The organism is Nocardia crassostreae, assembly GCF_001613405.1.
Taxonomy (GTDB): Bacteria; Actinomycetota; Actinomycetes; order Mycobacteriales; family Mycobacteriaceae; genus Nocardia; species Nocardia crassostreae.
Genome location: NZ_BDCH01000028.1, coordinates 246,617 through 270,154 on the forward strand (window position 1 = coordinate 246,617; position 23,538 = coordinate 270,154).

At 67.7% G+C, this 23,538-nt stretch carries 23 protein-coding genes; 10 read left to right on the forward strand and 13 right to left on the reverse strand.

Features of this window, described 5'->3' with window-relative positions:
• Window positions 1–10 precede the first annotated feature (10 nt).
• Window positions 11–1,201, forward strand: a complete 1,191-nt coding sequence (locus NC4_RS28035; protein ID WP_067544110.1) for an aminotransferase-like domain-containing protein — start codon at window positions 11–13, stop codon at window positions 1,199–1,201.
• Here the strand turns inward: NC4_RS28035 and NC4_RS28040 are convergent.
• The 4 genes from NC4_RS28040 to NC4_RS28055 form a co-directional block, all read right to left on the reverse strand.
• Entirely contained in the window at window positions 1,185–1,814 is a 630-nt protein-coding gene (locus NC4_RS28040; RefSeq protein ID WP_067544112.1) for an LppA family lipoprotein, read from the reverse strand. The genes NC4_RS28035 and NC4_RS28040 overlap by 17 nt on opposite strands.
• A complete protein-coding gene (locus NC4_RS28045) occupies window positions 1,811–2,623 on the reverse strand; it encodes an alpha/beta hydrolase (protein WP_084529844.1) in 813 nt (270 codons plus the stop codon). The genes NC4_RS28040 and NC4_RS28045 overlap by 4 nt, the downstream gene beginning before the upstream one ends.
• 6 nt (window positions 2,624–2,629) lie before the next feature.
• Window positions 2,630–3,475: a hypothetical protein gene (locus NC4_RS28050; RefSeq protein ID WP_067544115.1), complete on the reverse strand. Its 846-nt coding sequence runs from the start codon at window positions 3,473–3,475 to the stop codon at window positions 2,630–2,632.
• 75 nt (window positions 3,476–3,550) lie between these two features.
• Entirely contained in the window at window positions 3,551–3,868 is a 318-nt protein-coding gene (locus tag NC4_RS28055) for a hypothetical protein (RefSeq protein ID WP_067544118.1), read from the reverse strand.
• Between the two features lie 92 nt (window positions 3,869–3,960).
• On the opposite strand from NC4_RS28055, the gene NC4_RS28060 reads away from it, so the two are divergent.
• Window positions 3,961–4,293, forward strand: a complete 333-nt coding sequence (locus NC4_RS28060) for a hypothetical protein (protein ID WP_157555267.1) — start codon at window positions 3,961–3,963, stop codon at window positions 4,291–4,293.
• Window positions 4,294–4,298: 5 nt separating this feature from the next.
• Here the strand turns inward: NC4_RS28060 and glpK are convergent, their stop codons facing one another.
• Window positions 4,299–5,795 (reverse strand): glycerol kinase GlpK, encoded by a 1,497-nt coding sequence (glpK, locus tag NC4_RS28065; RefSeq protein WP_067544254.1) that lies wholly within the window; start codon window positions 5,793–5,795, stop codon window positions 4,299–4,301.
• Window positions 5,796–5,970: 175 nt separating this feature from the next.
• Between glpK and glpD the strand changes: the two genes are divergently transcribed.
• Window positions 5,971–7,716 carry a glycerol-3-phosphate dehydrogenase gene (glpD, locus tag NC4_RS28070; protein ID WP_067544122.1) on the forward strand — a complete coding sequence of 582 codons (1,746 nt, stop codon included), beginning with the start codon at window positions 5,971–5,973 and terminating at the stop codon, window positions 7,714–7,716.
• Here the strand turns inward: glpD and NC4_RS43305 are convergent, their stop codons facing one another.
• Genes NC4_RS43305 through NC4_RS28085 form a run of 4 tightly spaced genes read right to left on the reverse strand, consistent with a single transcriptional unit; the run spans window position 7,717 to window position 9,518 of the window.
• Complete coding sequence (locus NC4_RS43305) at window positions 7,717–8,100, reverse strand: NADPH-dependent F420 reductase (RefSeq protein ID WP_245721969.1); 384 nt, start codon at window positions 8,098–8,100, stop codon at window positions 7,717–7,719.
• Complete coding sequence (locus tag NC4_RS43310) at window positions 8,030–8,356, reverse strand: NAD(P)-binding domain-containing protein (RefSeq protein ID WP_245721970.1); 327 nt, start codon at window positions 8,354–8,356, stop codon at window positions 8,030–8,032. Before NC4_RS43310 ends, NC4_RS43305 begins: the two co-directional genes overlap by 71 nt.
• Window positions 8,357–8,413: 57 nt before the next feature.
• Window positions 8,414–8,623, reverse strand: coding sequence for a DUF397 domain-containing protein (locus tag NC4_RS28080; RefSeq protein WP_067544124.1), 210 nt, complete (start codon window positions 8,621–8,623; stop codon window positions 8,414–8,416).
• Window positions 8,613–9,518 (reverse strand): helix-turn-helix domain-containing protein, encoded by a 906-nt coding sequence (locus tag NC4_RS28085; protein ID WP_067544126.1) that lies wholly within the window; start codon window positions 9,516–9,518, stop codon window positions 8,613–8,615. Before NC4_RS28085 ends, NC4_RS28080 begins: the two co-directional genes overlap by 11 nt.
• A gap of 162 nt (window positions 9,519–9,680) precedes the next feature.
• Here NC4_RS28085 and NC4_RS28090 point away from each other — a divergent pair, with 162 nt between their 5' ends.
• Window positions 9,681–10,022: a hypothetical protein gene (locus NC4_RS28090; protein WP_157555268.1), complete on the forward strand. Its 342-nt coding sequence runs from the start codon at window positions 9,681–9,683 to the stop codon at window positions 10,020–10,022.
• Here NC4_RS28090 and NC4_RS28095 read toward each other — a convergent pair.
• Together NC4_RS28095 and NC4_RS28100 are read right to left on the reverse strand one after the other, a co-directional pair.
• The gene (locus NC4_RS28095) at window positions 10,010–10,786 is read right to left on the reverse strand and encodes a DNA-formamidopyrimidine glycosylase family protein (RefSeq protein WP_067544130.1); all 777 of its coding nucleotides are present in this window, start codon (window positions 10,784–10,786) and stop codon (window positions 10,010–10,012) included. The genes NC4_RS28090 and NC4_RS28095 overlap by 13 nt on opposite strands.
• A 6-nt stretch (window positions 10,787–10,792) precedes the next feature.
• Window positions 10,793–15,475, reverse strand: a complete 4,683-nt coding sequence (locus NC4_RS28100; RefSeq protein WP_067544132.1) for an ATP-dependent helicase — start codon at window positions 15,473–15,475, stop codon at window positions 10,793–10,795.
• Window positions 15,476–15,632: 157 nt separating this feature from the next.
• Here NC4_RS28100 and NC4_RS28105 point away from each other — a divergent pair, with 157 nt between their 5' ends.
• The gene (locus NC4_RS28105) at window positions 15,633–16,127 is read left to right on the forward strand and encodes a histidine phosphatase family protein (RefSeq protein ID WP_245721971.1); all 495 of its coding nucleotides are present in this window, start codon (window positions 15,633–15,635) and stop codon (window positions 16,125–16,127) included.
• A 4-nt stretch (window positions 16,128–16,131) separates the two neighbouring features.
• On the opposite strand, the gene NC4_RS28110 is transcribed toward NC4_RS28105, so the two are convergent.
• Complete coding sequence (locus tag NC4_RS28110) at window positions 16,132–16,737, reverse strand: TetR/AcrR family transcriptional regulator (protein ID WP_067544137.1); 606 nt, start codon at window positions 16,735–16,737, stop codon at window positions 16,132–16,134.
• Window positions 16,738–16,805: 68 nt separating this feature from the next.
• Between NC4_RS28110 and NC4_RS28115 the strand changes: the two genes are divergently transcribed.
• Window positions 16,806–17,765 (forward strand): patatin-like phospholipase family protein, encoded by a 960-nt coding sequence (locus NC4_RS28115; RefSeq protein WP_067544139.1) that lies wholly within the window; start codon window positions 16,806–16,808, stop codon window positions 17,763–17,765.
• Window positions 17,762–18,616: an SDR family oxidoreductase gene (locus NC4_RS28120; protein ID WP_067544141.1), complete on the forward strand. Its 855-nt coding sequence runs from the start codon at window positions 17,762–17,764 to the stop codon at window positions 18,614–18,616. The genes NC4_RS28115 and NC4_RS28120 overlap by 4 nt, the downstream gene beginning before the upstream one ends.
• Window positions 18,617–18,637: 21 nt before the next feature.
• On the opposite strand, the gene amaB is transcribed toward NC4_RS28120, so the two are convergent.
• A complete protein-coding gene (gene amaB / locus NC4_RS28125) occupies window positions 18,638–20,167 on the reverse strand; it encodes an L-piperidine-6-carboxylate dehydrogenase (RefSeq protein ID WP_067544143.1) in 1,530 nt (509 codons plus the stop codon).
• 59 nt (window positions 20,168–20,226) lie between these two features.
• Between amaB and NC4_RS28130 the strand changes: the two genes are divergently transcribed.
• From NC4_RS28130 to NC4_RS28140, 3 genes are all read left to right on the forward strand, one after another.
• A complete protein-coding gene (locus tag NC4_RS28130) occupies window positions 20,227–20,679 on the forward strand; it encodes an Lrp/AsnC family transcriptional regulator (RefSeq protein ID WP_067544145.1) in 453 nt (150 codons plus the stop codon).
• A gap of 113 nt (window positions 20,680–20,792) precedes the next feature.
• Complete coding sequence (gene lat / locus NC4_RS28135; RefSeq protein WP_067544256.1) at window positions 20,793–22,085, forward strand: L-lysine 6-transaminase; 1,293 nt, start codon at window positions 20,793–20,795, stop codon at window positions 22,083–22,085.
• A gap of 240 nt (window positions 22,086–22,325) precedes the next feature.
• Window positions 22,326–23,432 (forward strand): YncE family protein, encoded by a 1,107-nt coding sequence (locus NC4_RS28140; RefSeq protein WP_245721972.1) that lies wholly within the window; start codon window positions 22,326–22,328, stop codon window positions 23,430–23,432.
• The last annotated feature ends 106 nt before the right edge of the window (window positions 23,433–23,538 follow it).

The following is a 23,538-nucleotide window of genomic DNA, read 5'->3' on the forward strand; positions in this document are numbered from 1 at the left end:
AGGTGTTTGGATGCCCGCGCTCACTCCGCCGCTGTCCTCGCGGCTCGACGGCCTGCAGAGCTCCGCGATTCGCGACCTGCTCAAGCTCACCGCGCGCGCGGACATCATCAGTCTCGCGGGCGGGCTGCCGGATGCCGAGCTCATGCCCCGCGACCGCATTGCGCAGGCCGCCGAGGACGCACTGTCGGACCGCTCGCGGCTGCAGTGCACCGAGTCTCCCGGCTGGGGCCCGCTGCGCGAGGTCGTCGCCAAGCGCGAATCCGGTCGTATGGGCCGCACCATCGCCACCGACGAGGTCTTCATCACCCACGGCTCCCAGCAGGCGCTGTCCCTGCTCTCCGAGGTCCTGCTGGATCCGGGCGCCCTGGTCGTCTGCGAGGATCCTGCCTACGTCGGCGCCCTCCAGGTCTTCCGCGCCGCGGGCGCCAGAATCGTCGCCGTCCCACTGGATTCCGAGGGCATGCGCACCGACGCCCTGCGCGAACTCCTCGCCGCGGGCGAACGCCCCGCCGTCGTGCACACGGTCAGCAACTTCCACAATCCCGGCGGCGTCACCATAAGCCCCCCGCGCCGCCAGGAATTGGCCGCGCTGGCAGAGGAATTCGGCTTCTGGGTGATCGAGGACGACCCCTACGGCGAACTCTGGTTCGACCGTCCCTCCCCGTTCCCCGTCGCGACCTACTCGCCCAACGTGATTCGCCTGTCCAGCGCCTCCAAAACCCTCGCCCCCACCCTGCGCGTCGGCTGGATGATCGCCCCCACCCGCGTCTGTCGCGCCATCGAACTCCTCAAACAAGGCGCCGATCTCTGCGGATCCGCCCTCACCCAGCAGATCACTGCCGACCTCCTCTCCGACTCGGCGTGGCTTGCGACGCACATCGATTCGGTCCGCACCGCCTACGGCACCCGCGCCCGCGCCCTCGTCGACGCCGTCCGAACCTGCTTCGGTGACCGCGTCGTCAGCACCAACGCCACCGGCGGCATGTTCGTCTGGGTCGACTTCACCGACGGCACCGACACCAAATCCCTACTCCCCCAAGCCCTCGAGACCGGCGTAGCCTACGTCCCCGGCTCCGCCTTCGCCGTCTCGACGGACTACACCCACTCCATGCGCCTGTGCTTCACCACCTCCGACGAGGCCACCCTCGCCGAGGCCGTCGACCGCCTGGCCAAGGCCCACGCCCTCACCGCGTCGGTTTGATCGGATCGTCCAACCTGTCCTTCGGCAAATGACAGCCAAGGGTGGCGGTGATGACCGTCGCCTTGTTCGTCATGATCCGGACGGTGGTGCCATTATCGGGATTGACGAAATTGATGTCATGACGGCCGTATTCCGGAGCGGCGGGGTCGTTCGAGGGCGCCGGACCGGTTGTGCCGGAAGGTTCTTCGCGTATCTGCTGTGACCAGGTCGCGCCGACGGTTGCCGCCAGCTCTTTCGCCTTCGCGAGGAATGCGGGCCATTCGGCCTCCGGATACGGCTGCCCCTGCGCCCACAACTTGCGCATGAAGACCTTGCGTCCGTAGGTCCGGTCGTAGGGCGCGTCACAATCGGGCATACTCCGATCGTCCACCCACTCGAATCGCACAGCGGGCACGAGTTCCGTTCCCGCCGCAGCGATCTGCTCCATGACCTGCTGGAGCTGGGCTTCCGCCTCCTCGAGACTCGGCCGCTGCTGCAGCCTACGCGCAGCCTCGTCCGTCTCCTGCTGCGTCGTCGGTTTTTCGTTGTCGCGCAACACATCACATCCCGTCACGAGTGTCGCCGTGGCTGCCAACGCGGCGGTCAGTAGGGTGATCTTCCTGCCGATGGTCATCGCTTCGCATTCTCCGGTAGGCCAGCCAGAACGGCGGCGAGGTTGTAGCCGGACCGGTGCAGCAGGCCTTTATCGCCCTCCCGGGGATATTCGGCGTGCCCTTCGGCGCCGGTGTATGTGCGTTCGTTGCCCTGCGAATCCGTCACTGTCAGCTGCGCGGTATCGAGATGCTCGATCCAATCGATCCGGTTCGGGCTGAGCCCGAACCGGTTGGCATTTGCAACCGGGTCTTTCACCTCGCTCATCTCGAATACGTGCCCCGAGGAAAGACCCAGATCGGAAGGGGATTTCACCGCATTGTTCCAATCCAGCCCCAGCACCTGTGGGGCCAGTACCAACTGGGACACGGGAGGAAGCTTCTCGCCGAGGCCGGGAGAACCGTAGAAGACGACATCGTCGACAGCTCTGCCGCTTTCCTGCAGCGCCAAGCTGGTCGCCAGGGAGCCGTAGGAATGACCCAACGCGGTGATGTGGGGATCGTTCTTCGTGCTGGCCGTGTCCAGGCCTTCGTAGAAGTTGGCGAGTACGGGCGCGGCACTTTCAGCTCGACCCTGGAGGACGACGTTGCCGATATCGAGGTTTGCGTATTCCTTCTGCGGCGGGTCGTATCCGATCCACGCGATCGTGGCCACCGTGTCACTCTTGTTCACGTCCCTGAGCTGGGACTCGGCTTCGAGTTTCAGCATTTGGGCTTCGCCCATCATGCTGCCGAGCGACTCGCGCAGATTCGTGCCCAGACCAGGAGTCGTCACCGATACGTGATCGGCATTGTCCGGGTCGCCCACGGCAATGGCGGCACGGCCCTGCAGCCCCGATTACATGTCGAATACCAACAGCTTTCGATCGGACCGCCCGTCCACCTGCGCTGCTACCGCTTCGAGATCATCCAGACGTTCCTGCAGCTCGTCGCTCCTGGTCCGCGCGCGAGCATTTCTCGGATCGGCTGCCACGAGCCCGTTCTGGATGGCGAGCTCCTGCTCTAGGCGAGCACGTTCGATCGGGATGAGATTTCGGTTCGCCCTGTCCCGCGCATCCGCGGGGAGGCCGTCGAGGTTGCCGACGCTGGCGGGTTGAGTGCTGATCAGATCGGTCTTCTCGGCCGCGGTGAGCGAATCCCACCAGGCCCGATTCTCGGCCGGGCTGCCGTCCTTCGGAGGCCGTGGAGCCGACCCTGATTTCGGTGTCGTGGCATTGCCGAAGGAGTCGGGGGTCGGCAGGTTCGCGAAGGCGGCATCGATCGCGGTCTGCGACTGCTGGTCGATCTCGGCGGCGAGATTCAAGGCTCGCTTGATGGTCGCGGTGTGCGCATCGCACGAGATCGTCAGGGCGGCGATCGCCGTGCTGTAAGCCTCGCCGCTGCGGTCGCTGCTGGCGACCGAGGCGTAGACGGCTTGCTTCTTCTTCTCGCTGATGGTGCAGGTTCCGTCGTGCGCCACGTCGAAGCCCGCCGAGGTGGCGCTGTCCACCGCATGCCGCAGGACGGATGTGGCGGTAGTGAAGTTCAGGCTGGCGATCTTGGCCGCATCGCGGCCGTCCTCCAGTGCGGCGAGGACCTGCCGTGCCTTGGTATGCACTCCATCGAAACGAGTGCGCAGTGCGCCACCCGAAGGGCCCTGCCAGGTTTCGTGGGTGCCGTCCACCGCGCGCCACTGCGCATCCATGCGGGTGCGCAGTTCCCCGGCCTGCCGATCCCATTCGCTTGCTTGCGCGATGAGCGCCGACGGTCAGGTGGCGGCTCATCGGACGCCCTCGGTCGCGGTATCGATGCCACGTGCGCGTTCGTCGTCGAGTTGCTGATGGGTGACGATCGCCGCGACGGCGAGTCCGCCCATCTCCAGTAGCGAGGTGCCGACGGCGTCCATGGCCTTGTCGGCTCGTCGCGCCACGGCTTGGTACGCGCCGGGTGTGCCAGCTCCCGCGAGGGCATCGGCCATGCCGTCGGCCAGCGCTCCGCCGCGGCCGATTATCGCGATCTCCTGGCCTGCGGTACCGAGACCGTCGGCGAGTGCTCGCACGGCGGCCTTGTCGAAATGAGAGTTGTCTTCTCCGCCCACACGCGACCCCTCGGGACACCCTATTGAAACCGGGCGATTGGTGCGCCAACTATATGCTGACGCTATCAATCGAGGTAGCTGGAGGTGTGCTCGTGGCTGATATCGATCCGCTCTCGGGTCTCATCGGGCAACTGGAAAGCGCACTCGGTGCAGCCGCGCCGAGTGTTGGGGACGCTGCTGTGACGGTGGAGGTGGAGCCGGACGGCGCGCTGCGGGCCATCCGGCTCACCGATGCGGGACGCCGGATGGATCCGGACGTGCTCGTCGAGACGATCGTGCGGTTGCACGGCGAGGCGCTGCGGCAGACGCGGAGCGCTGTCGTCGCGGCGATCGACGCCATCGAGAACGATCCGAGGCTGCGCGCCTATCGGGAGGGCGTCATCGACGCGCTCCAGCAGCCGCTGGGAAATCCGCGGCGGCGGTAGGGAACTCAGACCCAGTTGTAGGTGCGTTCGACGGCCTTGTTCCATTCGTGCATGAGGGTGTCGCGGTCGGTGGGGGACATGGTGGGGGTCCAGCGTTTGTCTTCGGCCCAGTTGGCGCGGATGTCGTCGGGGGAGGACCAGTAGTCGACGGCCAGACCGGCGGCGTAGGCCGCGCCGAGGGCGGTGGTTTCGGTGACTACGGGGCGGACTACGGGGGCGTCGAGGATGTCGGATTGGAATTGCATGAGGAGTTCGTTGGCGACCATGCCGCCGTCGACTTTCAGGGTGACCTTTTCGACGTCCAGGTGTTGGGCGGCGGAGTCGGCGCGCATGGCGTCGATGACCTCGCGGGTTTGGAATGCGGTGGCTTCCAGGACGGCTCGGGCTATGTGGCCGCGGTTGACGAAGCGGGTGAGGCCCGCGAAGACGCCGCGGGCGTCGGGGCGCCAGCGCGGGGCGAACAGGCCCGAGAAGGCGGGGACGATGTAGCAGCCGCCGTTGTCGGCGACCGTCTTGGCCAGGGGCTCGATGTCCTCGGCGGAGGAGATCATGCCGAGGTTGTCGCGGAGCCATTGGACGAGGGAACCCGTCACCGCGATGGAGCCCTCGAGGGCGTAGACGGCGGGCTGGTCGCCGAGGCGGTAGCAGACGGTGGTGAGCAGGCCGTGCTCGCTGAAGACGGGGGTGGTGCCGGTGTTCATGAGCATGAAATTGCCGGTGCCGTAAGTGTTTTTGGTGTCACCGGGGGACAGGCAGGCCTGGCCGAAGGTGGCGGCCTGCTGATCGCCGAGGATCCCGGCGATGGGCACACCGGCCAGGGCGGTGGTTGTGATGTCGCCGTAGACCTCCGACGAACTGCGGATGGTGGGCAGCATGGCCATGGGGATGCCGAAATCCGCGCAGATCTGCGGATCCCATTGCAGGGAGCGCAGATCCATGAGCATGGTGCGCGAGGTATTGGTGACGTCGGTGAGGTGCTCGCCGGTCAGATTCCACAGGATCCAGCTGTCGATGGTGCCGAAACACAGCTCACCGGCCAGGGCGCGCTCGCGCGCGCCGGGGACCCGGTCCAGGATCCAACGCAGTTTGGGGCCCGCGAAATAGGTGGACAGCGGCAGCCCGGTGCGGTCGGCGTAGCGGGTGGCGCCCTCGGAGCCGCCGAGTTCGACAGTGAGATCGGCGGTGCGGGTGTCCTGCCAGACGATGGCATTGTGAATCGGCTTGCCGCTGGCGCGTTCCCACACCACCGTGGTCTCACGCTGATTGGTCACACCGGCCGCGGCAATGTCCCCGGCGCCGATGCCCAGCTTCTCCAATACCTCGGCGATCACGGATTCGGTATTGCGCCAAATGGTTTCGGCATCGTGCTCGACCCAGCCGGGCTGCGGGAAAATCTGTTCGTGCTCGCGTTGCGCGACCCCGACGATCAACCCCTGCCGGTCGAAGATGATGCACCGAATCGACGTCGTGCCCTGGTCGATGGCAGCCACATAGCGACGCATTCCCAGCACGCTACTCGACAACGGCCGGTACTCGACGCCATGACACCACCCGCGTCGCATCGCACCGGGAGCGATTACTTTCGGATACGGTTACTTGCGAGTACGAGAGCTTCGACCAGAGCGTCATCATTACGAACGCGCGTCGTCTCCGCGGCGCGGGCTGGAGGAGTCGGGCATGACGAAGCAGCAACCGCGATCGCAGTTTCTCGGCCCCGAGCAGCGTGCGGCTGCCTGGGAAAAGCTCGGTGGCGAGCACTATGACGTGGTGGTGATCGGCGGCGGCGTGGTCGGCGCCGGGATCGCCCTCGACGCGGCCACCCGCGGCCTCGAAGTCGCCCTGGTGGAGGCCCGCGATCTGGCCTCGGGCACCTCCAGCCGCTCGTCGAAGATGTTCCACGGCGGCCTGCGCTACCTGGAGATGATGGAATTCGGCCTGGTCCGGGAGGCGCTCAAGGAGCGCGAACTGGCGCTCGCCACGCTGGCCCCGCACCTGGTGAAGCCGCTGCGCTTCCTCTATCCGCTCAGCCACTACGCCTGGGAGCGGCCCTATGTGGCCACCGGCCTGCTCATGTACGACACCATGGGAGGCGCGAAATCCGTTCCCGGACAGCATCATCTGACCCGCTCGGCGGCGCTGCGCCTGGCTCCCGGCCTGAAGCGCGACGCGCTCACCGGCGGCCTCACCTACTACGACACCGTGGTCGACGACGCCCGCCACACCATGACCGTGGCCCGCACCGCCGCCCACTACGGCGCGGTCATCCGCACCTCCACCCAGGTCATCGGCTTCCTGCGCGAGGCAGACCGGGTGGTCGGCGTGAAGGTGCACGACAGCGAGGACGGCCGCACCACCGAGGTCCGGTCCAGCGTGGTCATCAATGCCACCGGCGTGTGGACCGACGAATTGCAAGCCCTGGCCAAGCAGCGCGGTCGATTCCATGTGCGAGCGTCCAAGGGCGTGCATATCGTGGTGCCGCGCGACCGCATCGCCAGCGATACCTCGATCATTCTGCGCACCGAGAAGAGCGTGCTGTTCGTCATCTCGTGGGGCACCGACCACTGGATCATCGGCACCACCGACACCGACTGGAATCTGGACCTCGCGCACCCGGCGGCGACCAAATCCGATATCGACTACATCCTCGACCACGTGAACAAGGTGCTGGTGACCCCGCTCACGCACGCCGATATCACCGGCGTCTACGCGGGCCTGCGGCCATTGCTGGCGGGGGAGAGCGATCAGACCTCGAAGCTCTCCCGCGAACACGCCGTGGCCCGCATCGCGCCCGGCCTGGTCGCCATCGCGGGCGGCAAGTACACCACCTACCGCGTCATGGCCTATGACGCCGTCGACGAAGCGGCACAGGACATTCCGCGTCGCGTCTCGCCGACCATCACCGAGAAGGTGCCGCTGCTCGGCGCGGACGGCTACTACGCGCTCATGAACCAGACCCCGCACCTGGCCGAGAAGTACGGCATCCACCCGTACCGAATCCAGCACCTGCTCAACAGGTACGGCTCCCTCATCGACGAAGTGCTCGGCCTCGCCGACGGCAAACCCGAACTCCTGGAACCGATCACGGCGTCCCCCGGCTATCTGCGCGTGGAGGTCGTCTACGCGGCCGCCGCCGAAGCCGCCCTGCACCTGGACGACATCCTCGCCCGCCGCACCCGCATCTCCATCGAATATGCCCACCGCGGTGTGGATTGCGCCGAAGAGGTCGCCAATCTCGTTGCCCCCGTGCTCGGCTGGTCCGCCACCGAGATCGCCCGCGAAGTCGACACCTACAAGGCCCGCGTCAAGGCGGAGATCGAATCCCAGACTCAGCCCGACGACGCCTCCGCCGAAGCGCTGCGCCTGGAAGCCCCCGAAGCCCGCGCCAAGGTCCTGGTCCGCGAAGACCTGCCGATCGACAAGTAGTCAGCGAACAAGCTTGTAGTTGAACTGCTGGGTGCCGATCGCGCCCATCAGCCGCACCCACATGGGCAGCAGCATTTCGACGCCGCGCGCGGTGGTGATATCGCCGACATCGACGATGTCACGCCAGCCGAAATCGCGAAGCAGCTGTGTGACAGTACTTTTCGCGCCCGGATCATTGCCGCTGACGAATACGGTGTGATCGCCGTCGCCGACCTTGGCCGGGTGCGCCATGACATCCGCGGTGACCGTATTGAGGGTCTTCACCACCAGCGCGTCCGGGAAGGCGCGCTGGATCTGCTCGCCGATCGAATCGTCATTGCAGACCGCGAGCCGGGGCGGGAACCCGTGCGAGAAGTCGAGCGGGTTCGAGATATCGATCAGCACCTTGCCCGCCAGGTGCGCTGCGCCCGCACCCTGGAGCGCGGCAACGCTGACCTGCCCGCCGGTGGCATTTGATGACCAGCTCGGCGTGCGCGGCGGCCTCCGGGGCCGAACGCAGCGGCGCCGGGAACGGCTCCTCCGACTTCGCCTCGGTGGCGGCGACATCACGGGTGCCGATGACCACGTCGTGCCCCAGCTCAACCAGGCGCGCCGCGAGGGTCCGGCCGACCGAGCCGGTACCCAGGATTCCGATCTTCATGGCACTCACGATAAGAGCAAAGCCCCGGCCCGGCGCCGAATTTCGCTGCCGGCCAAATCAGTCGGGTCGGTTGAACTCCCCATCGGTGACACCGGCGGTGAAAGCGCCCCATTCACCCGGTGTGAAAATCAGCGCTGGACCGGTTGGATTCTTCGAGTCGCGGACGCCTACCTTGCCGCCCTCGAGGAAGGCGATCTCGACGCATTCCCCGCCTCCCGAGCTGTGACTGGACTTGAACCACTCGGCTCCGTGCAGGTCAACGTTCACTCTCGTGTCTCCTCGCAATCTCTCTGATCATGTCGCGGCTCGAACGAGCGTCCAAGCTGGCCTGTTGTAGCTTTCGGAACGCCTGCCTGAACGTCATTACGTCCGTTCGGTTCTCGAGATACGCGCTACCCGCGTACCCCTCGCAGTAGACCTGCTGAGGTTCTACCACCTGTTTGCCGCGAGGGCTACTCCCGAAGTCCATGATCGTGAACGGCGGCACCGCCATCCCAAGGGGTAGACCTGCGCGATATGGCATCACCCGGACATCGATGTTGTCGCGTGTGGAGATGTCGGCGACGTGTCGGCATTGCGCCGCCATCACCCGGCTGTTTCCCACCACAATCCTCAGCACGTTCTCGTGCAGAATAATCGACATCCTGGTCGGTTGGCGGGAGCGTGTGAGGATGTGTTGCCGCTGGACCCGGACCTGGATGCGGCGCTCGAGCTCGTGCTCGGTGTCGTCCGGGAAGAAGAGCCGGTCGAGTGCCCGGGCGTAATCGGGCGTCTGGAGCAGACCGTGCATGATCAGCGGTTGAAAGATGGTCAAAGACGTTGCGGCGGACTCTAATCCGACGAACAGGTTGGCCCATGCCGGTACGAGGTCGCTGTAGGCCTGCCACCAGGACTTGGCGGGCGTCTGCTCGGCGAGCCCCTTCGCGACGGCGGTCGCCTCCTCGTTCAGGCCGTAGGCCTCACACAGCGCCAAAATGTCGGTGACGCGCACCTTCTCGGTCTCTCCCCGTTCGAGTCGGCTCAGCGTGGGTCGGCTCCACTGCACCAGGGCGGCGGCCTGATCCAGATTCATCCCGGTGGCTGTCCGTGCGTCCCGTAGCAATCGGCCGAGCTGTCGACGTGGCAAGGTGGTGCCGGTATCTGCCGATTCGTTCTCCGCCATCTGCGGGGCCCTCTCACCAGGTCGAACCATTCCTCTCATTTTGAGACCGAGGGCATGCTTCCCGTGAGAGGTGAGCTGCGGATTCGAGCCGATCCAGCCGGTTCGCCATTCGGGTCATCCCGGCGCGGGCAGTCGGCGCATTGTTTCGGCATGATGCGAAAGATGTTGCATACGACCGAGAGTGGAGATCAAGCGGCAACCTGGACGGTCGTCGGCGAGCGGATCGCCCTGGAGACGATGACCGACGCCGCATCGACCCATCGGGCGGCCTATCGCGTGCTCACCGATGGATCGGTTGTCGACGCCCCCGACGGTGCGCCGGGGGCCGTGTACTTCGGACGAGACGACGATCGCCCCGATCTGGTCCAGGTACGCGACTGGTTCCCGAGGTTCGTTGCACTGTGGGATGCGGTGAGATCCCAGTACTGGGATGAGGTTCTACCGCTGTCACATCCGCAGTACAGGGGGCTCGACGAACTCGCCGCCCTGCTCTACCGCCGCTGAGGCGGCGGCTGGCAGTGGGGGCAGAAGTAGATGCCGCGGTCCGCGCGAGACGGGTAGGTTTCGGGGTCGCCGATGAGGTGGACGACGATCGTGGTTCCGCAGCGTCGGCACGGCCGCCGTTGCCGTCCGTAAGCCAGTGCGCGCCAGGGTGGTTCGTGCGCGGCCCGGGTGAGGACGCGGTGTGCTTCGTCGACCAGGCCGGACAGGTCGGGAATCTCGCCGACGGGGGTGGCGGGGTGGATGCGGCGCAGATAGCAGATTTCGCTGCGATAGATATTGCCGATGCCCGCGAGGTTCCGCTGATCGAGCAGAGCCAGGGCTATCGGTAGCTCCGGGTCTCGCTCCAGCCGCCGGACCGCTTCGGCCGTACCCCAATTCGGGCCGAGCAGATCCGGGCCGAGGTGATCGGTCGCCTGGTGCTCATCCGCGCGGCGCAGGACCTCGACAGTCCCGAGCGAGAACCCAACGGCTTCGGCCTCCGTGCTGACGAGTACCAGGCGCGCGGTGAATCCGGGCTTGGTCCAGCGTTGTCCCGGCCGGTAGACCCGCCACTCGCCCTCCATCTTCAGGTGGGTGTGAATACTGAGCTCGGGCGTGCGGACGAACAAATGCTTGCCATAACTGCCGACGCTCTCCACCATCTCCCCGCGCAGATCGAGCGTCGCGTACCTGGGCACCCGGAAGTCGCTGCGCACCAGCTCCTTCCCCGCCAAAGCGGCACGCAACCGCGCGGCCGTCAGAAAGACGGCGTCCCCCTCAGGCATAGCGCTTCACGGACGGCTCCGCAGCCGGAAACCCTTCGGCGTGGCGGCGAAACCAGCCTCGTTGAGGAACGTGGCGAAGGTATTGCCGTGCACCGATTCCCCGTTCACCCGATCGATCACCAGCGAATCCACCCGCCGATCGTGCACCAGCGAATCCACCCGCCGATCGTGCACCAGCCCCGCCAGCGCCGTCGCCGCAGCGGTCCGCACCTGCGGATCCTCGGTGAACGTGAGCAGCGTCTTCCCGCCCCGCTCCAGGTACAGCGCCAGCTCACCCGCCACCAGCACCACCAGCGCCCCCGCCTTGCGCCCCGGTCGATGCCCGGCGCCCTCGGCCGCCGCCTTCGGCCAAGGCAGCGCCGCCCCATAGGGATTCGCCGGGTCGCATGCCGCCAGGGCCAGCGCGGTACCGTCGCCCCCGTATCCCTCGCCGCGCGATCGATCGATATCGAAGGACCGCAACCGATCCACCACATCGGTCGTCGAGAACTGCGCCCCACCCAGCGAATCCACGAAGTACCCGCGCCTGCACCGCCCCCGATCCTCGAATTCGGTGAGCACCCGATACATCAGCGCGAACCCGCCCGGCACCCCCTCGCTCTGCACCGCCCCCCGAGTCAGCACCCCATACCGCTCCAACAGCACATCGGCCGTCGCATGCGCCCGAATCGTATTGTCCGCCACCCGCTCCGGCAGCAGCGACCACCGCCCCGCCGCCGACGGAGGACTCGTCCGCACCGGAGCCCCGCCCCCGGGCAGATACATCCGCCCCCGCGGCGCCCGCCGCGGCGTGCGATGCGCCGTGGTCGTCCGGGTAGTGCCCGACAGCAGCGCCCGCACCGGCGCGAAGGTATCCCCGGCCGCATATCCGGCCCACACCAGCTCCCACAACGCCGCGACCACTGCCGCCTCGTCCTCGACCCCGGTGGCCTCGGCCAGCTGCCGGAAGAAATACGCCCCACCGGCCGCCGTGGTCAAGACCTGATACCCCGAACCATCAGCGGGCGCGGCATCCGGCTCGTCGGCGGAACCGGATGCGGTGTGCCGCCCTATGACAGTTGCGCCCATGGCCATGAGGAGGCTGATCTGGGTTTCGGTGAGGTCGATATCTGCGGGTGGGGTGAGGGTCAGGGGCGCTTGTTCGGCGGGGTGCAGGGCGATCCAGCCGTCCTTGGCGGTGATGGAGCCGTGGCCGGACCAGATGACCTCGCCGGTGGCCATGAGTTCGTCCAGCATGGCGGGGGAGTAGTCGCGCACGCGCGAGGGGAGGATCAGGGATTCCCAGGCGGAGGCCGGGGTGGGTACGCCCGCAAGCTGTTCCACCACGGCGGCGACGCCGTCCACGCCGCGCAGTTCGCCGGTGCCGATGTGCTGCCAGGCGGGGAGGAAACGACCCAGCGCGCTGGTCGCTACCGGTTCGACTTCCTTGCGGGCGGCGGTCAGGGAGCGGCGGCGGAGGCGGCGCAGGACTTCGTTGTCGCACCATTCGGCACCGGCCGCACCCGGCGTGAATTCGCCTTCCACCACTCGGTTTTCGAGGGCCAAGCGGTGCAGGGCGGTGGCGGCCACAGCCGATCCGAGGCCGAAGCGGGCGGCCGCGGCGTCGAGGGTGAACGGCCCGTGGGTGCGGGCATAGCGGGCGATGAGATCGCCGAGGGGGTCGGCGACCGGTTCGATGAATGCGGCGGGAACGCCGATGGGCAGCGGTACCCCCAGCGCGTCACGCAGGCGGGCGGCATCCTCGATCGCCACCCACCACCGCGATCCTGCGAACGAGACCTCCAGGGCACGACGGGATTTCACCAGTGCGGCAAACCATTCGCGCGGGTCCTCGACACAGCGGTCCGCGGCTTCGGCGGCGGTGAGCGGCCCGAGCAGCCGCAGCAGATCGGCCAGCCCCTCCATATCGCGAGCCTGGCGTTCCGGCGTCAGCCGCTGCAATTCCCGCTCGGTCTGTTCGAGCACGGCCGCATCCAGCAGCTCCCGCAGCTCGACCCGGCCCAGCAGTTCGGCGAGCAGGCTGGAATCCAAAGACAGTGCGGCGGCGCGCCGTTCGGCGAGCGGACTGTCCCCCTCGTACATGAACTGCCCGATGTAATCGAACAGCAGCGAATTCGCGAACGGCGACGGCGTGGCCGTCTCCACCTCCACCAGCCGCGCCTGGCGCCGCGCCACCCGCCCCAGAAGGTCACGCAGCGAGGGCAGGTCGTAGACGTCCTGCAAGCACTCCCGCACCGTCTCGAGCAGCATGGGGAACTCCGGGAACTTGCGCGCCACGTCCAGCAACTGCGCCGACCGCTGCCGCTGCTGCCACAGCGGCGCCCGCTTCCCGGGATCTCGCCGCGGCAACAGCAGGGCCCGCGCCGCGCATTCCCGGAACCGCGAAGCGAAAAGCGCCGACCCGCCGACCTGCTCGGTCACCAGATCATCGATCTCATCCGGCTCGAACACGAACAGCTCCGCCCCCGGCGGCTCGTCGGTGGTATCCGGCAACCGCACCACGATCCCGTCATCCGACGGTGTCGGCGCCGCATCCACCCCGAACCGCTCCCGCAGCCGCGAGGCCACCGCCAGCGCCCACGGCGCATGCACCGGCAACCCGTACGGCGAATGCAACACCAGCCGCCAGTCCCCGAGCTCGTCCCGGAACCGCTCCACCACCAGCGTTCTGTCCGTAGGCAACTGCCCCGTAGCCACCCGCTGCTCCTCCAGCAGCGACACCAGATTCGCGGTGGCATTCGCATCCAGCCCCGCCGCGACCGCGACCGGCGCCAACTCCTCCAGCGCGCTCGTTGTGGCCGCGGCGCCCGCCCGGCCCCCCTGCTCCACCGCTTTCCCGGCGATACGCACGAATTCGCCCAGGGCGGCGCCCAATTCGGCGGGGCGGCCCAGGCCGTCGCCGTGCCAGAAGGGCAGACGGCCGGGAAGGCCGAAGGCGGGGGTGACCAGGACGCGATCGAAGGTGATCTCCTCGATGCGCCAGCTCGTCGCGCCCAGGGCGAAGACATCGCCGACGCGGGATTCGTAGACCATCTCCTCGTCGAGTTCGCCTACGCGGGAGGCTTTCTCGCCGACCATGAAGACCGGGAACAGGCCGCGGTCGGGGATCGCGCCGCCGGAGGTGACGGCGAGGCGCTGCGCACCGGGGCGGCCGGTCAGGGTGCCCGCGTCGCGGTCCCAGACGATGCGGGGCCGCAGTTCGGCGAATTCGTCGGAGGGATAGCGGCCCGAGAGCAGGTCGAGCACGGAGTCGTAGGCCGAACGGGGCAGGGCCGCATAGCTTCCGGTGCGGCGGACCGTGTCGAACCAGGTCTCGGCGTCGATGGGTTCCAGCGCGCAGGCGGCGACGGTCTGCTGGGCGAGAATGTCGAGGGGGTGGGCGGGAATCTGCAGTTCCTCGATCTGCCCGGCGGTCATGCGCTGGGACGCGACGGCGCAGTGGATGACATCGGTGCGGTGCTTGGGGAAGATGACGCCGCGGGAGATCTCCCCGACCTGGTGACCGGCGCGGCCGACGCGCTGCAGGCCGCTGGCCACCGACGGCGGAGCCTCCACCTGGACGACCAATTCGACCGCGCCCATATCGATCCCGAGCTCGAGGCTGCTGGTGGCGACCACGCACCGCAGGCGGCCGCTCTTGAGATCGTCCTCGATAATGGCGCGCTTCCCCTTGCTCACCGACCCGTGGTGGGCGCGGGCCAGCAGCGGAGCGGCCCCGTGAATCACCTCGGTGGACGCGCCGAGCAAGGCGGGCGGCGCGTGCTCGGTCTCCACGGCCGCACCGGTCCGCGCCGCGTACTCCTCGTTCAAGCGCGCGGTCAGCCGTTCGGCCAGCCGCCGCGAATTCGCGAACACAATGGACGACCGATGCTCGAGCACCAGATCCACGATGGCCTCGTCCACATGCGGCCAGATCGACCCGGGCTGATCCGAATCCTCGTTGCCCGCATCGGGTTCGGTCATATCCGCGACCGGCACCCGCACCGACAGATCGAAGGTCTTGGGCGCGGGCAACGATACGATGGTGATCGGCGCGCTCCCGACCAGGAACCGCCCCACCCGCTCCGGCGGCCGCACCGTCGCCGACAAACCGATCCGCTGCGCGGGCCGACCGCCATCGGCCTCGGTCAAGGCGTCCAGCCGCGCCAGTGAAAGCGCCAGATGCGCACCGCGTTTGGACCCGGCAATGGCGTGCACCTCGTCCACGATCACCGTGTGCACCTCGCTCAGCGATTCGCGCGCCGCCGAGGTGAGCATGAGGAACAGCGATTCCGGCGTGGTGATCAGAATGTCGGGCGGCGTGCGCTGCAACAGCCGCCGATCCGCCGCGCTGGTATCGCCCGACCGCACGCCCACGCTGATCTCCGGCGCGTCCAGCCCCAGCCGCTTGGCCGTCTGCGTCACCCCGACCAGCGGCGCCCGCAGATTCCGCTCCACATCCACCGCGAGCGCCTTCAGCGGCGAGATGTAGAGCACCGAGGTCTTGCGCCGCTTCTCCACGACCTCCCGGGTGGCCAGCCGGTCGATGGCCCACAGGAAGGCCGACAGCGTCTTACCCGATCCGGTCGGCGCGATGACCAGCGTGTGCTCCCCGGCGGCAATGGCCTCCCAGGCCCCCAGCTGCGCGGCGGTCGGCGCGGGAAACGCACCGTCGAACCACTGCCGGGTAGCGGGGGAGAACCGATCCATGGCCCCAGTCTGCACCCGCGCACCGACAATCGGACTGATGCCCGACCCTGAGCGAAGGTCGGGCAATCGAGTTACGGCCGTAGCGCCCGCGCGTAGTCTTCCAACCGTGCAGAAGGTGCTAAGACTCGATCTCGTTAGTCACGGGATGACCGAGGCAATGCGCAAAGCACGATTCCCCGTCGACGAACCGCTCACCGAGGCCGGTCGCCGGGCGGTGTCGGCCACCGGCCGCCTACAAGCCTCCCGGGTGCTCACCACGCCCGAACGCCGCACCGTCGAAACCGCCGCTCTCATGGGTCTCATGGGCGAGGAGGACGACCGACTACGCGATCTGGACGCCGACGCCTGGCGCGGCGGCGAACTCATGTCGGTGCCGAAGGAGGATCTCTACCTGTGGCTGACCGATCCGGCCTATCGCGGGCACGGCGGCGAATCGGTGGTCGATGTCATCGAGCGCACCGGTGAGTGGCTGGCCGATATCGCCGTCGAGGGTGAGCCCACGATCGCCATCACCCACCCCGCCGTGGTCCGCGCCGCACTGCTGATCACCCTGGACGCGCCCGCGAAATCCTTCTGGCGCATCGATGTCCCGCCGGTCTGCATCACCCGGCTGCACTACCGCGGGGAATGGACACTGCACTTCCGGTCGTGACGACTCAGGGCCGCGCCGGGGTGCCGAGCCGGACCAGCCCGCGCACCGCATCGGTGATGAGCCCGGCCGACAGGCTCGGATCGACCGCCCGCTGAATGCCGAGCCCCAACCCGAGGCTCAGTACCGACGTGGCCGCATCCTCCGCCGACATGGGCAGCTCCACCCCGATCGACTCCGCCAACGTCTGCAGCTGCGCGGCCACCATGCCGCGCATGAGCGCCAGATTCGACACCAGCGCGGCCTGCAGCGCCGGATCGTCGCGGGCCACGATGGCGAATTCGAATTCCAGCATGGTCCAGCCGACATCGCCGAGGGTCCGCTCGGCCCACTGCTGGAGCCGGGCCAGCCGCTCCTCCAGGCTGTCGTCGGTGTTCACCAGATCGGTGACCTCGCCGAACTTGGTCTCGTGAATCAGCGTCAGCACTTCCAGGCACAGCTGCGACTTGGTCTTGAAGTTGGAGTACACCGCGCCCTTGGAGAACCCGGCCACCTCGGCGACCCGTTCCAGGCTGGTCTTGGCGTATCTGTCGGCCAGGAAGAGCTCGCGCGCGGTCGCCAGCAGGTCCGCGCGGGTGCGGGCCTGGCTCTCGGACCGGGTCAGTCGTGCCATATCGCAATTCTATGTACCACAAGTTTTGGGATACCGTCGGTATCTGAAAACTGATACTGTTCGAAACCATGAGTAACAGGAACGGGTCACAGCGACGTGGCCTGGCCATCGGCTGCGGGGGCACGCTCGGCGAGGCCTGGATCGTGGCGGCACTGGCCGCGGCCCGGGACGCACTGGACTGGGATCCGCGCGAGGCGGACGTCATGATCGGCACCTCCGCGGGCGCGGAAATGCTGACCATGCTCGGCAGCGGTATCGGCGTGGACGATTTGGTGGCGATGCAGCGGGGTACCTCCACCAATCCGATCCTCACCGCCCATATGCGTTGCGAGCCGGGACGATTCCCGCCGCTGCCGCGTCCGAGCCTCACCGCCCCGGGGCGCGCGATGCGTGAACTCCTCGCCCGGCCCGGCAATGGTCATGCCCTGCTCACCGCGGGCAGCGGCCTGCTGCCACGCGGCGGCGGCGATGCCAGCTGGCTGCAGCGCCTGGCCGACCGGCTCAATCCTGGCCGGAACTGGGTCGAGCATCCGGCCACCTGGCTGGTGGCCGTGGACGATGCCACCGGCGAACGCGTCGCCTTCGGCTCCCCGTCCACTCCGGATGCGAGTCTCGGTGCGGCACTGCGCGCTTCGTGGGCAGTCCCCGGCTGGTTCCCGGCCGTCCCGATCGCGGGCCGCACCTTCATCGACGGCGGCGCGGCCTCCACCGCCTCGGTGGATCTGCTCATTCCGGCGCGGCTGGACGAGGTCCTGGTCATTACGCCCATGGCCTCCACCGGCCGCCTGCCCGCCACCGGCGCGGGTCATTTCCTGGAGCGTCAGCTGCGAAATCGCATGAGCGAGAAGCTCGACGCCGAGATCGCCCTGCTGCGCGCGGCCGGGACCAAGGTGCTGCGCATCGATGCCACCGCCGCGGATCTCGCGGTCATGGGCCCCAATTTCATGGACGGCAGTCGTCGTCTCGCCACCTTCGAACACAGTCTGGGCAGCACCCGCCGGGCAATGGAGCAAGGAGTCTTCGCATGAGCATCCTCGGAAAGAACTACCCGGCAATCGATCTCGACGGCGCGCGAGTACTCGTCACCGGCGCGGGCCGCGGCATCGGGCAATGCACCGCGGAACTGTTCGCACGCAACGGCGCCGAGGTCGCCATTGCCGATGTGGACGTCGAGGCCGCGCAGCTCACCGCGGCCTCCCTGGGCGCCAAGGCCTTCGAGCTCGACGTGCGCGACCACGAACAATGGGACAAGGCCGTCGCCGACTTCGGCCGCATCGACATCCTGGTCAACAATGCCGGTGTCATGCCCGCCGGAGCCTTCCTCGACGAACCGGATGCCGTGGGCCACACCACCATCGACGTCAATGTCTGGGGCCTGATCCACGGCATGCGCGCCGTCGCCCCCGGCATGATCGATCGCGGCAAGGGCCACATCGTCAATGTCGCCTCCCTGGCCGGAAAGATCCCCATCGCGGGCCTGGCCGTCTACAACGCCAGCAAGTTCGCCGCCGTGGGCTTGTCCGCCGCGACCCGTCTGGAGTTCGAACCGCACGGCATCAGCGTCAGCTGCGTCATGCCCTCGGCCGTCCGCACCCGCCTCTCCTCCGGCCTCACCCTCGGCGCGGGCCTGCCCACCGTCGATCCGGAGGACGTGGCCGCCGCGGTCGTCGCCACCACCCGCACCCGCAAAGCCGAAGTGGCCGTACCGAACTACCTCGGCCCCCTCGACGTGGCGCTGGCCGCCGCCCCCGAACCGGCGGTCCGCCTGGTCCGCCGCCTCTTCAACGGCGACCGCGCCCTGCACCCCTCCGATGAGGGGACCCGCGCCAAGTACGAGGAGCAGATCCGCGCCATCACCACCGACGACAGGCGCGACTGACCGCCGCGCTCGCGGGGTCACTCATTCGAACTTGATGCCCTGTGCCAGTGGGAGTTCGGTGGAGTAGTTGATGGTGTTGGTCGCGCGGCGCATATAGGACTTCCAGGAGTCCGAACCGGATTCGCGGCCGCCGCCGGTCTCCTTCTCCCCGCCGAAGGCGCCGCCAATCTCGGCACCCGACGTACCGATATTGATATTGGCGATACCGCAGTCGGAGCCGTCGGCGGCCAGGAAGCGCTCGGCCTCGCGCTGGTTCTGGGTGAAGATGGCCGACGAAAGGCCCTGGGGGACTGCGTTGTGCAGGTCCACGGCGGTGTCGAGCTCGTGGTAGGTGAGGACGTAGAGGATGGGGGCGAAGGTTTCCTCGCGGACCACGGCGGTCTGGGCGGGCATACGGACGATGGCGGGGCGGACGTAGTAGGCGTCGGCGCCGAAATCGTCGACACGGTCACCGCCGCAGATCAATTCGCCGCCGTCGGCCTGGGCGCGCTGCAAGGCTTCCTGCATGGCCTCGTAGGAGCGGCCGTTGATCAGGGGGCCGACGAGGACGCCGTCGTCGAGCGGATTGCCCACGCGCAGTTGCCGATACGCGGCGGCAATGCGATCCAGCAGCGGGCCGAACACATCCACGTGCACGATGAGCCGCCGCAGGGTGGTGCAGCGCTGCCCGGCCGTGCCCGCCGCCGCGAAGACGATGCCGCGCGCGGCCAGATCCAGATCCGCCGAGGGCGTCACCACCGCGGCATTGTTGCCGCCCAGTTCCAGCAGGCAGCGGCCGAAGCGCGCCGCGACCCGCGGCGCCACGGTCCGGCCCATGCGCACCGAGCCGGTCGCGCTGACCAGCGCCACCCGCGCATCGTCCACCAGCTGCGAGCCGACCTCGGCCCCGCCCTGAACGAGCTGGTGCACATGGGGATCCGCGCCCACGTCGATGGCCGCCTGCTGCAGCAGCGAATGACAGGCCAGCGCCGTGAGCGGCGTCGCGTCCGAGGGCTTCCACACCACGGTGTCCCCGCACACCAGGGCCAGGGCGGTATTCCACGCCCACACCGCGACCGGGAAGTTGAAGGCCGAGATCACCGCGACCACGCCCAGCGGATGCCAGGTCTCCATGAGCCGGTGCCCGGGCCGCTCCGAGGGCATGGTCCGGCCGTACAGCTGCCGCGAGAGCCCGATGGCGAACTCGCAGATATCGATCATTTCCTGTACTTCGCCGCGCGCCTCGGCCCCGATCTTGCCCGCCTCCAGCGTGACCAGTTCGCCGAGATCGTCCTTGTGCTCGGTGAGCAGCTCCGCCAGCCGCCGCACCACCGCCGCGCGCTGCGGCGCGGGCACGGTGCGCCAGGCGCGGAAGGCGTGCTCGGCGCGCCCGATGGCGGCGTCCACATCGGCGGCCGCAGTCGGTTTCAGGCTCGCCAGCTCGCTCCCGGTAATGGGGGAGCGGGCCGAGAGCGCGCCCGGTTCGGGAAGTTTCGTGCCGAGGGCGCGCAGCAGTGCGTCGGCGCGGTCGCGCAGTTCACGGCTGGTGTTCGGGCTGAGTGTGTCGGTCATCTACGGCTCCAGGGATGGGTTCCGGCCACGAGTTCGGTTCGCTGAGTTAGCCTTCGCTGATGGCGGATACATCGGCGAAACCCATACTCGACGACATCGATCGACTGCTGATTCGTGAGCTGATCGCCGATGGTCGCGCCACCCTTTCCAATCTGGCGGAAAAGGCGAACCTTTCGGTGTCGGCGGTGCAGTCGCGGGTGCGGCGGCTGGAGGCGCGCGGCGTGATCCGCGGGTATACGGCCAATGTGGGTCCCGAAGCGCTGGGGCAGCTGCTGTCGGCATTCGTCGCGATCACTCCTCTCGACCCGTCGCAGCCCGATGACGCACCCGCACTGTTACAGCACATTCCGGGCATCGAGGCATGTCATTCGGTGGCCGGAGACGAGAGCTACATGCTGCTGGTGCGAGTGGCCTCGCCCCGTCATCTGGAGCAGTTGCTGCAGGAGATCCGCGCGACCGCCAACGTCAGGACTCGATCCACGATCATTCTGCAGACATTCTACGACAAATAGGGTCGTTTCGTAATTTCTTCGGAACTTCCGGACGAAACCGTAAATATTCATTTACGCTGGATGGCGTGACGCTCGAACTCGATCGGCTCGGGGCGGTTGCCGAAACGCCACTTATCACCCCCGCCCGGGTGCATGAGATCCTGTCCGCGAACATCCTCGCCGACGGCTTCGAACTAGTGCTCGACCTGCGGAAATCCCGCGGGCGCAGGCTGGTTGACGCCCGTGACGACACCGCGTACCTGGACATGTTCGGGTTCTTCGCATCGTCGACGCTGGGGATGAACCATCCCGCCCTGGTCGGAGACCGCCACTTCCTCGCGAACCTGACCGCGGCGGCCCTCAACAAGCCCAGCAACTCCGATGTCTACACCGTCGAGATGGCGCGCTTCGTGGACACTTTCGCGCGTGTCCTGGGCGATCCCCGGCTACCGCACCTGTTCTTCATCGACGGTGGCGGACTCGCGGTGGAGAACGCGCTCAAGGCGGCCTTCGACTGGAAGTCCCGGCACAACGAGATGCATGGCCGCCCAGCCGAACTCGGCACCAAGGTGCTGCATCTGACCGGCGCCTTCCACGGCCGCACCGGCTACACCCTGTCGCTCACCAATACCGATCCGGTCAAGACCGCGCGCTTCCCGAAATTCGACTGGCCGCGCCTGGACACCCCGTACGTGGGCCCGGACCATCCCGATATCGAGGCCGCCGAGGCGCACGCCCTCGACCAGGCTCGCCGCGCCTTCGCCGAAAACCCGCACGACATAGCGTGTTTCATTGCCGAACCCATTCAGGGCGAGGGCGGCGACCGGCATCTGCGGCCGGAATTCCTGCGCGCGATCCAGGAGTTGTGTCACGCGCACGACGCCCTGTTCATCCTCGACGAGGTGCAGACCGGCGTGGGCATGACCGGCACCATCTGGGCCTACCAGCAGTTGGGCCTGGAACCCGATGTGGTCGCCTTCGGCAAGAAGACCCAGGTGTGCGGTATCATGGCCGGTGGTCGCATCGACGAGGTGCCCGACAATGTCTTCCATGTCAGCTCCCGGCTCAACTCCACCTGGGGCGGCAACCTGACCGATATGGTCCGGGCGCGCCGCGTATTCGAGGTGGTCGAGCACGAGGACCTGGTGGAGCGCGCCGCCAAGCTCGGCCCGCACCTGCTGGAGCGGCTCACCGAGATCGCGGAAACCCATCCCGCGGTGAGCGATCCGCGCGGCCGCGGGCTCATGTGCGCCATCACCCTCGAATCGGCGGACCTGCGCGACAAGGTGGTCACCCGGCTGCGCGAGGAGGAGCGCGTGCTCATTCTCGGCACCGGCGAGCGCGGCATCCGCTTCCGGCCGCCGCTGACCGTCACCACCGCCGAACTGGACGAGGCGGTCGACGCGCTCGCCCGCGTCCTGGGCTGAGCGCTCGGAGCCCGAGCGATCCGGCGGGTCGGTTCCGACCCGCCGGAAATGCCCGAGCCGCCGGACACCCCGGCGCGATTGCCGCGAAACCGCATGTCATTGCCTACGATTCGGCGATATGTCAGCTCGTTGCAAGAATGACTTGGCACGGTCGCGTGGGTGATCGCGCGGCGTGCTCGTCTGGTTCTGATCGCTTCGCTCGTTGTCCTGACCGGTTGCTCGGGAAGCACCGCCGGAACCGTGGACAAGACGGCCGCGCCGTCCAGCACCACCGCCCCCGCCGCCGCCACATCCGAACAACCCATCCTGCTGCCCGGTATGCCGCCGCCGCTGTCGCCCGACGACGTGTACGCGGCGACCCGGGAGCTGAGCCCGGCGGTGGCCGGTCACCTGCCGCGCGTATACGTGCCCAATAGCGAGGCCAACACCATTACGGTGATCGATCCGGCTACCTTCCAGGTCGTCGGCACCTACCACTCCGGCGGGCGGGAACCGCAGCACGTCGTGCCCGCCTACGACATGCAGACCCTCTACGCCAACAACGACCTGCCCATCGGCGGCGGCAGTCTGCTGCCCATCGATCCGCGCACCGGGCAAGCGGGACAATCGATTCCGGTGCGCGACCCGTACAACCTCTACTTCACCCTGGACGGCAGGTTCGCGATCGTCGTCGCCGAGGCCGATCGTTCGCTGGACTTCTACGATCCCGTCACGTGGCGGAAGACCCACGCCATCGCCGTCCCGGACTGCGGCGGCGTCAACCATATGGACTTCACCGCCGACGGCCGCATGGCCCTGGTGAGCTGTGAGTTCAGCGGGCGCATGGCCGTGGTGGACCTGGTCGGTTTCCGGCTGGTGCGCATGATCGACCTCCCGCAGGGCCGCCACGTCAAACCCCAGGACGTGAAGCTCGCGCCGGACGGCCGCACCTTCTTCGCCGCCGACATGGTCGCCAACGGCATGCACGTGTTCGATGCGAAGACCTTCGACAATGTCGCATTCGTGCCCACGGGTGACGGCGCTCACGGCCTGTATGTGACGCGCGATTCCAAGGCCATGCTGATTACCAACCGGCACGAGGGCAGCATCTCGGTCTGGGATTTCGGCACCGGGCAACTGGTCCGCAAGTGGCAGCTGCCCGGCGGCGGCAGTCCGGATATGGGCAATCTCTCGGTCGACGGCCGCATCTTCTGGGTGGCGGGCCGCCACCACAGCGAGGTGTACGCCATTGATATCGTGGACTGGAAGCTGTTGGCCCGCATCCCTGTTGGCAAAGGCGCGCACGGACTCACGGTCTGGCCCCAGCCCGGCCGTTATTCGACGGGGCATACGGGGGTCATGCGCTGACCGAATTTCACCCCGAATCCGGCCTTCTACCAGGGCATTTCTACTGGCGGGTAGTCAATAACCATACTGGTGAGTAGCCCCGCCGGGATTACAAGGAGGGGTTGGT